Source organism: Paenibacillus sp. FSL W7-1287, from assembly GCF_038004245.1.
In the GTDB taxonomy this organism is placed as follows: domain Bacteria; phylum Bacillota; class Bacilli; order Paenibacillales; family Paenibacillaceae; genus Pristimantibacillus; species Pristimantibacillus camelliae.
In genome coordinates, this window is sequence record NZ_JBBORD010000001.1 from 4,166,478 (window position 1) to 4,178,844 (window position 12,367).

Below are 12,367 nucleotides of genomic sequence, written 5' to 3' on the forward strand. Positions count from 1 at the left end.
TTATATCAATACCAGCTCCTAGCATTCAACTTTTTAACTTTTTTTCTTTTTCCTTGCAGTCAGTCAAGCTAAAGCGCGCTTGCTAGACCATTTACAATCCTATCGTTTGCACCTATAATTGATTAGTTATATTAACAATGAAAGAAGAGGTCATCATGAATAAGCAGAAATTGTTTTATGTACCTATGATCGCTTTGGTGCTACTGTTCGCTTTGTTCAGCCCGATGTTCAGCGTATATGCACAAGAAGCGGCTGAGACTCCAAAGAAGACATTAATTATGGGTACCTCACCGGATTTCCCACCATATGAAAGCGTAGATGCAAAAAATAACGGTGAAATTATTGGGCTTGATATCGATATAGCTAAGACGATATTAAGCGAGCTTGGCTATGAGCTGCAAATCCAAAGCATGGACTTTAGCGGTCTAATTGCAGCAATGCAAACTGGTCGAGTTGACTTTGTTATGTCAGGCATGTCCGCAACAGAGGAGCGCAAAAAAAGCGTAGATTTCTCTGATCCGTATTATTTCGCAAGAAATACGATTGTCTCTAAAGCTGACAATAATTACGAAACCCTCGAGTCATTAGAAGGTCTCGTTGTCGGTGCACAGCTTGGCTCTGTGCAGGAAGCTGTAGCCAATCAAGTGCCTAACGCTTCTGAGGTTCGCAAACTAAACAAAATTGCTGACCTTATACTAGAAATTAACTCTAACCGTATAGCTGCTGCTATCGTAGAGGATGCAGTCGCTGTAGAAATGACGAATGCCAATCCTTCGCTGGTAATGAACTTTCTTCCTGCCGATGCCAATGACGGTGGTTATGCTATAGCCTTTCCTAAAGGCTCACCGTATGTCGAGGAATTCAATACAGTCATTGCTGACATGAAGGAAAGCGGCAAATTGGACGAGCTGCTTCAGCAATGGTTTCCCGAGCCAGAGCCTAAAAAGGTTGATAGCGTTGAAAGTAGCAAAGCATTAATCGATTTTAGCGTGCTTCAAGGGTATGTCCCTTACATCCTGAAGGGTGTTGGCGTAACGCTGCTGTTCACACTTGTTTCAGCGCTGCTTGGTCTAATTCTCGGCAGCATCCTATCGTTATTTAAAATTTCCGGCATTAAGCCGCTTAAGTGGTTCGCAACCGGCTATACTTCGATATTCCGTGGTACGCCGCTGCTTGTCCAGCTTACATTAATTTATTATGCTACACCACAGCTAACAGGCTATGATATTCCACCATTGCTTGCTGCAGGACTTGCCTTCGGTCTGAACTCAGCCGCTTACTTGTCTGAAACGATTCGTGCTGGAATTATGGCTGTGGACAAGGGTCAACAGGAAGCAGCAATGGCGCTAGGCATTCCTTATCGTAAAATGATGATCTCCATCATCTTCCCGCAGGCGCTGCGCAACATATTGCCTGCCTTAGTTAATGAATGTGTGGCTCTAATTAAGGAATCGTCACTTGTATCGATTATCGGGGTCGCTGATCTCATGCGTCGTGCTGATATCGTACGAGCGGATACCTTCCGTGCCTTCGAAGCACTTCTGCTTGTAGCAGCGATCTACTACGTGCTCGTGCTCATTCTTACATCATTGGCTCACATGCTCGAAAGGAGACTTCGTCGCGGTGATTAAAGTACAACAACTCACAAAATCATACGGAAAACAACAAGTACTTAAAGGGATCTCTACTTCAGTGAATAAAGGTGAAGTTGTCGCGATTATCGGCCCTTCCGGCTCTGGTAAATCAACCTTTTTACGTTGTTTGAATTTATTAGAGGTGCCGACAAGCGGTACGATCCTCATTGGTGATCAAGAGCTTACCTCGCCTAAGGCAGATGTCGCAAGTATTCGCCAGCATATCGGAATGGTGTTTCAACACTTTCACTTATTCCCGCATATGACGGTTTTGGAGAACATCACCTTTGCACCAACACAGGTGAAGGGCATCTCTCAAGAGGAAGCTAAGCGTAAGGCTATGGAGCTGCTAACGAAGGTTGGGCTTGCAGATAAGGCTGACAGCTATCCGTCCAAGCTTTCAGGTGGTCAAAAGCAGCGCGTTGCCATTGCTCGCTCCCTCGCGATGGAGCCTGAAATTATGCTGTTTGATGAACCAACCTCTGCCCTCGATCCAGAGATGGTTAAGGAAGTGCTGAACGTTATTAAAGACCTTGCCGATTCTGGCATGACGATGCTCATCGTTACACATGAGATGAAATTCGCACGAGAGGCTGCAGATACTATCTATTTCCTAGATCAAGGCCAGCTTATAGAATCAGCTACACCGGATCAGTTCTTTACGAATCCGCAAAGCGAGCGTGCTATTCGTTTCCTAGAGCAAGTGCTTTAACGACAAATATAAAAGTTCAAAAAGCTCGGTTTTCAGCACTCCGCTAACCATCTCTACGCTCGAACCTTCCTTCGTCAGGAGGTCGCTTTAGAGATGGTTAGCTCCGCTGGAGTCTTTCAAGATCAAACCTTGGAGAGGTTCCTTCGTTTGTTCTCCATATTCAGCGCTCCGCTTACCTTCTCTACGCTCGAACCTTCCTTCGTCAGGAGGTCGCTTTAGAGATGGTTAGCTCCGCTGGAGTCTTTCAAGATCAAACCTTGGGAAGGTTCCTTCGTTTGTTCTCCATATTCAGCGCTCCGCTTACCTTCTCTACGCTCGAACCTTCCTTGGTCAGGAGGGTCGCTTTAGAGATGGTTAGCTCCGCTGGAGTCTTTCAAGATCAAACCTTGGAGAGGTTCCTTCGTTTGTTCTCCATATTCAGTGCTCCGCTTACCTTCTCTACGCTCGAACCTTCCTTCGTCAGGAGGGTCGCTTTAGAGATGGTTAGCTCCGCTGGAGTCTTTCAAGATCAAACCTTGGGAAGGTTCCTTCGTTTGTTCTCCATATTCAGTGCTCCGCTTACCTTCTCTACGCTCGAACCTTCCTTCGTCAGGAGGATCGCTTTAGAGATGGTTAGCTCCGCTGGAGTCTTTCAAGATCAAACCTTGGAGAGATTCCTTCGTTTGTTCTCCATATTCAGCGCTCCGCTTACCTTCTCTACGCTCGAACCTTCCTTCGTCAGGAGGATCGCTTTAGAGATGGTTAGCTCCGCTGGAGTCTTTCAAGATCAAACCTTGGAGAGGTTCCTTCGTTTGTTCTCCATATTCAGTGCTCCGCTTACCTTCTCTACGCTCGAACCTTCCTTCGTCAGGAGGTCGCTTTAGAGATGGTTAGCTCCGCTGGAGTCTTACTAGAAAACGAGTAGCGCAGCATACGGACTTGGTACGTGAGCATTAGAGTTTCAAATGCTCGGCTTTCAGTGCTCCGCTTACCTTCTCTACGCTCGAACCTTCCTTCGTCAGGAGGTCGCTTTAGAGATGGTTAGCTCCGCTGGAGTCTTACTAGAAAAACGAGTAGCGCAGCATACATTACTTGGTACGTGAGCAACTACAATGTTTTCGAAGAAAACATACATCGGAAGCATAATCTTTCGGTTGAACCTCATATTCGACGCCGAATAGGCTACTAAAAAACAACTTCGTCATCAAAGTCAAAAATGCTCGGCTTTCAGGACCAAGAAGATGAGGTGAAACTAGAAAACGAGTAGCGGAGCGTACGTTCTTGGTACGTGAGCAACGTAGTTTTCGGTTGAACCTCATATTCGACGCCGAATAAACTTCCTGAAATTGCTTCGTCATCAAAGCCGAGAAGGGCTATCTCTCGCATTATCCTAAACGCCAGAGATAGCCCTTTCTATATGCGCTGTGTGTATGTATATTGGACTAGATATACTATATAATAGTAAGACACTCCCACTGATTTATTCATAATAATTCAACCAGTTCAGCGGTTTATGAAGTATTGCAATCCACTTAACCAACGATATGGAGAATGAATATGAGAATAAATATAAGGCTTCTTCATAAATTACTTGTCTCCTATGTTATGTTAGTCGTGCTGCCTCTGCTTATCATACTCGCCTTCTTCTATCCGTTTACGACAAACATTATTAAGGAAAAGTCCAGCGATTGGAACGAGCATTCTACGGAGCAGCTCATGCATTCGATGGATATTTTTACAAAGTATGTGTACAACCTTCCCTCTGAGATTTTACACAATCGCGACATCAAGCCCTATATGGTTGCAGACAACCCCTACCAGCACATCATCATTATGAATGAAATGAAAAAATACAATGTAACGGACGCTTTTATTGAAAATGCGCTGCTCTATCTAAAGGATGCGCAATATTTTTTCAGCAATAAAGGAAGCGCATACACGCTGAACGATTTTGATCGAAGAGGCGTTGGCTACTATTATGCACAGTGGCCTGTTTCGCAAATGGATGAGGATCTACAGCAGCTGACAAGCCCGATGGTTCGACCTGTTGAATCTGTCATTGTCCCTGGTGGCCATAGCGTGAAGCTTCTAAGCTTTGTTCTCCCACTTCCACTTGGCGGTGAGCAATCTCCTGGCTCCCTCCTCATATTAGTTAGAGAGCGTACGATTTTGGATATGATGAACTCTAGCGGCGAGGATTCTAATGGAATCTTCATTATTACAGATCACGATAAACGCTGCTTAGTTGCCTCCATCGGCTGTGAGGAGGTCGAAGCTACCGACTTTCATACCGTGCTGCAATCGGAGCAAGTACAGCTTCAAGGCACGATAGAGAAAACGATCCATGCCGACAAATACTTAATCTCTGAGCAAGTCTCAGAAAGCACGGGCTGGCATTATATTCGCTTGCTGCCTGTGACGGAGACCATTCAGGATGTTAGAAATATTCAATATATGACCTTACTGCTGCTGCTCATTATTGTCGTCATTACATCCGGCATCGTATATCTATCATTGCGTCATAATTACGAGCCGATTAAGCGCTTGGTTGATGCCGCTTCAACCCTGTTCGAGCCAACGAACAATGACAAGCTAAATGAAATTGATACGATTCATTACGCGCTCAATCAGCTGACCATAACGAGAGATACACTTGACGAGAAGATCAAATTAACAGAACCTAAAATTCGTGATCAAATAATACTAGAGCTGCTGCTAGGTCAGTACGACGATTGGGATAGCTTCTGCATCGACTCAAGTCCATACGATATTCACTTTCCATATCCGTACGTTACGGTAAGCACAGTGTTACTTGAGCAAGAGCTAGACAACGGTATGCTGCAATACTGTAGAGAGCAGCTAGAAGCAGCCTCCTCTAACGATGAATTGATGAGTATCCATATTGTCAGAAGCACATACAATCGTGAATTTATCATTATATTCAATCATCATAAGCAAGCTTCTCTCCTCCAATGTGTTGAGGAGCTACAAAAGCAGCTCAAGCAGCAATACGGTGTAGATTGCTTGATTGGCATTAGTAATAAGCATAAGTTGAACCATGAGCAGCCACAGTCCTTTTACGTTGCCTATCTTCAAGCCTCGCGCTGCCTAGAGCAAATACGCTTCCAGCGGACAACGATGATTATGGAATATTCTGATGCGCTTCAATCTTCACAAGGTGTGATCTCATATCAAACGGAGTTGATGCAATCGTTAGAGCTCGCTATTATTAAAACCGATGTCGAGCAGATCGAACAGCTAACCAAGCAAATACAAAGCTATATGAGCAATGATGGAATGCTGCCGCATATTAGACGAACGATTTATCTAAATACGATGAGCATTTTGTTCAATGCACTTGAAAAGCATCAGCAGGATAACAGCTCTATCCTCAATCATATTGAATTCGTGTTTCAGCATCGCTATACCCTTGATCAAATGCTCAATATTATGTCGGACACCTCGCGCAAGCTTTGTGAGCTTACGTTAGCGGCGTTGCCTAATACAGCAAGACGCACACCATCTGAGCAAATTATCGCCTTAATGGAGGAGCACTGGGCAGATCCAAATTTGTCTCTTCAATTTATGGCTGACCAATTTCAAATGTCCCCTTCCAACTTTAGCTACCACTTTAAAAAGTCGATGGGGCAAAATTTTAAAGAGTATACAGATCAGCTAAGAATTCAGCAATCGATCCAATTGCTGAAAAGCACTGAGGAATCTATTGAAGCGATCGCACTTCAGGTTGGCTATATTAATGCTTCTAGCTTCATCCGCTCCTTCAAAAAAATTATCGGAATGCCACCCGGTCAATATCGTGAGCAAGCAAAATCGTCGGAACAATCCATGTACCACGAACAATAAAATAGTCGTTCAGAATCGATCTGCATCGTAACATCGATGTTTTGAACGATAAAAAAAGCAGGAGCTGTTTGCCAACGTTCATCATCGAACGCATACAGCTCCCTATTTTTTCTATGCTTATAAAGTAGAATATACAAAAATTAAAGCGATCTACATTTTTTGAAACGCACATACTGGAATGAAGCTGTAAAGCGATGGATTAGCTCTTAAGTTAAGCGCTTTCAAATTTTGCGGATCACTCAATTCTTGCTCGTTTACGAAGCGTATCGCGCTGCACTACACTGATATCGCCAAGCCGAATCCACTTCCAGCGAAAAAATAAAACGCTTGGCTTCCAATATGATTAGGGGGGTCGACTATGAAAAAGATGATGTACGTTTTACTTGTCTTCACACTTCTTGGAACACTGCTCGCTGCGTGCAGCAACGACAGCAGTAACCAGCCAAGCAACGGATCTGCAGCACCAAGCGGTAAGAAGGAGAAGCTCACTGCTATTGTGGTGAAGCATGCACTCACTAAACCTTTAGCCGAGATGGAATGGCTGCAAGAAATTGAAGAAAAAGCGAATGTTGATATCGAATGGCAGGAAATCACGGCAGATTGGGGACAGAAAAAAGGTCCGATGCTAGCAAGCGGCGATATTCCAGATTTATTTGTTGGACCAAACGTTATTACCGATGCTGATTTTGCTCAGTTTAATGGATTATTCCAGGATCTGAACGAGCTGCTCGATCAAGCGCCTAACGTACAGCAGATGTTCGAGGACAATCCTGCTACCCAGGTCATCGCTACACAAACGGATGGCCGGATATTAGGCTTGCCTAAATATCAACGCTTTTGGCCCGACTCTGTCAATCGTCAATACATTAACCAAACTTGGCTCGATCATTTGAACTTAGAGATGCCTACCAATTGGGATGAGCTGTACGATGTACTGCTAGCCTTCAAAGAACAGGATGCAAACGGCAATGGCGATCCTAACGATGAGATTCCTGTCGACTGGCCCGGTGGCATTGGCGGTTTTTTCAATCCAGCCGTAATGCTTGGTGGCATGGGCATCAACCTGTCCTCCGATGTTAGCGGTCAAGGCTACTTCGTGGAGGATGGTCAGGTCAAAAATTTCCTAGTGGATGAGCGCTATAAAGAGCTTGTGAAGTTTCTCAACAAGCTTTATGCAGCTGGACTCATTAACACGGAAGTATTCACACATGACTATACGAAATTCCAATCCGTTGCTCGCGGTGAAGGAGATATCGCTAAGGTCGGCTTTACATGGGGCTGGGTGGCATCTGACCGCTTCGGGGAGCAGCTAGCGCCGCAGTATACGTCGATGGCTCCGTTAAAATGGAGCGCCTCTTACAACGGTGATGTGTCGTGGAGCTATGACTTTAACACATTGAATTATGGTGCCAATGCGATTGTCATGTCCGCCAAGTCAAAAAAGAAGGATGCTGCGATGCGCTTCATTAATGAGCTGTATGCTCCTGAGGTTGGTATTCAAGTGCTGTTCGGATCAATTGGTCCTAACATCGCAGACAATGGTGACGGCTCGTATTCCGTGCTTCCACCGAAGGATCCTCAGATGGACCCAGGTACATGGAAATGGACATCAACTTGGGCCGATAACGGTGCCTTCTATATCTCCGATGACATTAAGCTAACTCTCGGAACTGATATGCAGGAGGTGCTAGATCACTCTGAGTCTCTGCAGGAAGCGCTGAGTCGCATTAACCCTGAGGAGGACATCTATCCGAGCGTCTTTATTAAGTACTCCAGCCAAGACAATAATACGATGAGCTTAAACAATACAAACCTAATGAATCTTGCCGATACAAGCTTTGCCAAATGGGTAACGTCTGGCGGGATCGAGCAAGAATGGGACAGCTATGTGCAGGAAGCTGAGAAAGCAGGCCTGCCTCAAAACCTAGAAATTATGCAGCGTTACTTCGAAGAATATAAGGCTAGAAAGTAAGCAAATGAACGTTAAGATGCTAGTACTGACCTACTAGCATCTTCCTTTTAGGAGGCTGCCTATGAAACCATCTATTATTCGCAACACCTTTATCCGTGATTATCAGCTATGGCTCATGGTGCTCCCTGCCATTGCTGCGATCTTTATATTCAACTACATTCCGATGTATGGCATTCAGCTTGCCTTTAAAGATTTTGACTTTAGTAAAGGGCTGACAGGAGGAGAATTTCGAGGCTTCGCTTATTTTCAGCAATTTATTGAAAACTATCAATTCGGCAGCTTGATGCGAAACACATTTTTCATCAGCTTCGCAACGATCGTAATTGGCTTTCCTGCTCCAATTATATTAGCGCTGCTGCTTAACCAAATCAGGCTAAAACGTGCAAAGCAGCTGATGCAAACAACGGTTTACTTGCCGCATTTTATATCGGTGATCGTCCTAGTTGGTATGCTTAATGTCCTTCTCTCTTCAGAAACTGGAATCGTGGGACATTTTATGAAAGCTATTGGTCTTGGTCATATTAATCTACTCGCTTCAACCAATACGTTTATCCCTGTATACGTCCTGTCAGATATATGGCAGCATTGCGGCTGGAACAGTATCATCTACTTAGCTGCTCTGTCTACCGTTGATCCGCAGCTGTATGATTCTGCCAAGATGGACGGTGCAAGTCGCTGGCAAATGGTCCGCTATATCGATCTGCCTGCACTGAAGCCAACGATTATTATTCTGTTCATCTTAAGCATGGGGAATATATTAAGCACTGGCTTTGAGAAAATATTTTTGATGCAAAACTCATTAAACTTGCCTGTATCCGAGGTTATTGCCACGTATGTCTATAAGATTGGGATCGTGTCGAGTCAATTCAGCTATGCTTCCGCGATCGGACTGTTCAACACGATTATCAACTTTATATTTCTAATTAGCATGAACGCAATCTCGAAAAAAATGTCTGAAACGAGCCTGTATTAACCAGCTTTAACGGCTGCTGGTTGCACCATATATAGAAAGGAGCAGCGCGATGTCACTTCGATCAAAATCTATACCAGAGATCAGCTTCACCATCGTACTTGGACTGATCTGTGCCGCTATATTTTTGTTGATTGCGTACCCGCTGTATTTTATCGTCATCGCTTCGATCAGCGATTCTGTGCTTGTCTCGACAGGTAAAGTATTGCTGTTTCCCAAAGGCATTAGCTTTTTCGGATATTCTGAAATTTTTCAGGATAGCCGCATATGGACCGGCTATCGTAACACGATCTTCTATACTGCTGCGGGCACACTCGTAAATTTGCTTGTAACCTTGCCAGCTGCTTATGTATTGTCTCGTAAGGAGTTTAAGTATGGAAAGTACATCATGTTCGCTTTCGTGTTTACGATGTTTTTCAATGGTGGTTTAATTCCGACCTATCTGCTTATGAAGGATCTCCATCTGATTAATACGGTGTGGGTGTTCATTATTCCGTTTTGCGTGAACGTGTTTTATCTCATTATTGCACGTACGTTTTTTGAAAACTCACTGCCTAAGGAGCTGTATGAAGCCGCTGCGATGGATGGCTGCTCGCACTTTAAGTTTTTTATGACGGTTGCTCTGCCGCTGTCGAAGGCATTAATCTCTGTTATCGGCCTATATTATCTGGTTGGACACTGGAATAACTTCTTCACTGGTCTGATCTATATTCGCAGCAATGAGCTGCAGCCGCTTCAAATCGTGCTACGTGATATTCTGCTATCTAATCAGGTATTCTCAGGAGGTGCAGGTACCGGAGGAAGTGCGGGCGGCTATGCACAGCGCTACGCCGATCAGATTAAATATGGCGTCATCATTATTTCGACGCTGCCAGTTCTGCTCGTTTATCCGTTTATTCAGAAGTACTTTGATAAGGGCGTGATGATTGGATCGGTGAAGGGGTAAATGTTACACCTATTCTGTTATGAAGATTCATCACTTCGGAAGCAAAGCATTCCTCCAGTCGCTTTTTAAATACTAATGCCTAATCTTATTAATAAGGGGGCATTAGGACTTAAAGGCGACCCACGTTATTTTCAGAATTGCTTCGTTCCTTCGCTGTTGCTTCACAAACCACTCCGGTGTAACCTTTACTGAAATGATGATAGATGAAATCGAGTAGGCCTATGCGCATGCGCATAGGCCTCTCACAGATCCGGACATGCGGGTCATCGCATCCGGCTCCTCCAGTGACTATCCCCTCTGGGGATGAAGTTCTTTGTAAATCATAGATAGACTGCAAAGACCGATTTCTTCAAACCATTGATTTGGCATCGCATATTGAGCATAAGTGGAATGAGAACTGCGCCATGCTGTCATACGTAGCCCAGGTAGGTCACGGCTTTTCCATCCTCTTCTACGCATCTCTCGGTGAAGTTTCCGCACCTTTCTCCAGCTTCGCAACTGGACAGAACGAAGCCTTCTTCTTATCCATTTGTCCAGATCCCGAAATCTCATCTGTACATCTGCCATTCCGAAATAGTTGCCCCACCCACGGAGATAGGGATTCAATTTTTTCTTCACCAATTGCTGCACATCCACCGTTTGGTTTCGTCTTGTGATTTCCTTCACACGTTTCTTGAATTTTGTCATCGCTTTATCTGACGGTACCATCCATTTCCCTGGTTTGAATTCATGCCCAAGAAACTCGAAAGATTCCCTCTTGCTATTGACGATTTTCGTCTTTTCTGGATGAATGATAAGTCCCATTTCTCTCTCTAGCAGCTTCGTTACCGATTTTAGAATCCGCTCTGCTCCTTTTTGCGTACGACAACAAATCACAAAGTCATCTGCATAGCGTGTCAGTCGATGCCCGCGTTCCGTCATCGCCAGATCTAACGGATGTAGATAGATATTGGCTAGCAGAGGGCTGATGACTCCCCCTTGTGGTGTGCCCTGCTCATTTAGGTGAAAGCTTCCACCGTCTAGGATACCTGCCTTCAGGAATTTCTCCAACAAAGTTAACACACTTCCATCGACTACGGTTTCTTTCACCATGCGGATGAGCTTCTCATGCGGAATGGTGTCGAAATAAGACTTCAAGTCTGCATCAATCACATATCGATATCCATCGTTTAGATCTTGACGGATCTTCTTCAATGCCATGTGTGCACTTCTTCCCGGTCGAAACCCATAGCTACAATCCATAAACTTTGATTCATAAATCGGTTCCAATATGCGCCTCGTTGCGGCTTGAACCACTCGGTCTCCCACGGTAGGAATGCCCAGCGGCCTTGACGTTCCGTCTGCTTTGGGGATGTAGACACGACGTACGGGTTTTGGGTGATACGTCTTGTTCTTTAGTGTCTGCTGAACCACTTCTAGATGGTGTTCCAACTGCGATTCGAATGCCTGGATGGTCATTCGATCAATCCCTGCTGAACCTCGGTTTCGCTTGACCTCTTTAAAGGCTTCCTCTAGGTTTGGCTTCGCCCATATCTTGTCGATGAGGCTGTACCATTTGCGTTCCTTTTGATTTACTCCTTCACGAGAGTGATTGGTTGTTCCTTGTTCTTCCATGTTCGTTTTCCTTCCCGATTTCGTTCCATGATTTGTAGCCTTACGGCAATCTTCATTTCCAAAATAGTACTCGCCCCAGACGGCTTCTCCTTATGTTCATTCCCCGGATCTACGCACATCCTAGCTCCCCGGCTTCTGTCTGGCACATGGCTTCTCTCCATCTCTCTTCTTCCACGGTTTCGGGCTTCACACAAGTCTTCGCCTTTTGAGTCGAAGCTTGTATTGACGACATCGCGCCAATTCATTTGCCTTTGCGGTCTTTCCGGCAAACTTTGTAACTACTATCCCTACGTCTGACTTCTCACCACTCTTAACATTGTCTTGATCCTCACGATCTCGAGCAATGGTTACCACTTGATATGGAAATGATGAGATCTCCTTGGGTCACGTCAACCGACTTTCCCCCGAATCCAGTCCTCTTAACTTACGGAGTCTATGGTGGTACAGGACTTCCTCTTCTTTTGCAGAGTTATCCGACTCCGTCAGCCAACATGGTTAAACCGCCTATTCCGGGTTTTGCCTTCGCATCCTCCGCACGCATTCTCGCGAACTACGCACTATGCGTCAGCTATGCACTTCCGCCACCTGCGGTGTGCTGGAGACTTTCACTCGTTAGTCGATTGCGCTGCCAAGCGCACAAAAAGCAGGGTGGAGAAACGTTATGTTTCTCCACCCT

7 protein-coding genes are annotated in these 12,367 nt (G+C 45.0%); 6 read left to right on the forward strand and 1 reads right to left on the reverse strand.

What is annotated here, in order from left to right; translation table 11 throughout:
- Positions 1 to 155: 155 nt before the first annotated feature.
- The 6 genes from NSQ99_RS18750 (at position 156) to NSQ99_RS18775 (ending at position 10,077) form a co-directional block, all read left to right on the forward strand.
- Entirely contained in the window at positions 156 to 1,631 is a 1,476-nt protein-coding gene (locus NSQ99_RS18750) for an ABC transporter substrate-binding protein/permease (RefSeq protein ID WP_251667413.1), read from the forward strand.
- The gene (locus NSQ99_RS18755) at positions 1,624 to 2,346 is read left to right on the forward strand and encodes an amino acid ABC transporter ATP-binding protein (protein WP_251667412.1); all 723 of its coding nucleotides are present in this window, start codon (positions 1,624 to 1,626) and stop codon (positions 2,344 to 2,346) included. Before NSQ99_RS18750 ends, NSQ99_RS18755 begins: the two co-directional genes overlap by 8 nt.
- A gap of 1,536 nt (positions 2,347 to 3,882) precedes the next feature.
- A complete protein-coding gene (locus NSQ99_RS18760) occupies positions 3,883 to 6,189 on the forward strand; it encodes a helix-turn-helix domain-containing protein (protein ID WP_340838457.1) in 2,307 nt (768 codons plus the stop codon).
- 358 nt (positions 6,190 to 6,547) lie between these two features.
- Positions 6,548 to 8,161 (forward strand): extracellular solute-binding protein, encoded by a 1,614-nt coding sequence (locus NSQ99_RS18765; protein ID WP_251667409.1) that lies wholly within the window; start codon positions 6,548 to 6,550, stop codon positions 8,159 to 8,161.
- Positions 8,162 to 8,222: 61 nt separating this feature from the next.
- A complete protein-coding gene (locus NSQ99_RS18770) occupies positions 8,223 to 9,134 on the forward strand; it encodes an ABC transporter permease (RefSeq protein ID WP_340838459.1) in 912 nt (303 codons plus the stop codon).
- A gap of 49 nt (positions 9,135 to 9,183) precedes the next feature.
- The gene (locus NSQ99_RS18775) at positions 9,184 to 10,077 is read left to right on the forward strand and encodes a carbohydrate ABC transporter permease (RefSeq protein ID WP_340838460.1); all 894 of its coding nucleotides are present in this window, start codon (positions 9,184 to 9,186) and stop codon (positions 10,075 to 10,077) included.
- A 288-nt stretch (positions 10,078 to 10,365) separates the two neighbouring features.
- Here NSQ99_RS18775 and ltrA read toward each other — a convergent pair whose 3' ends face one another.
- Positions 10,366 to 11,691 carry a group II intron reverse transcriptase/maturase gene (gene ltrA / locus NSQ99_RS18780; protein WP_251670020.1) on the reverse strand — a complete coding sequence of 442 codons (1,326 nt, stop codon included), beginning with the start codon at positions 11,689 to 11,691 and terminating at the stop codon, positions 10,366 to 10,368.
- Between the last annotated feature and the right edge of the window lie 676 nt (positions 11,692 to 12,367).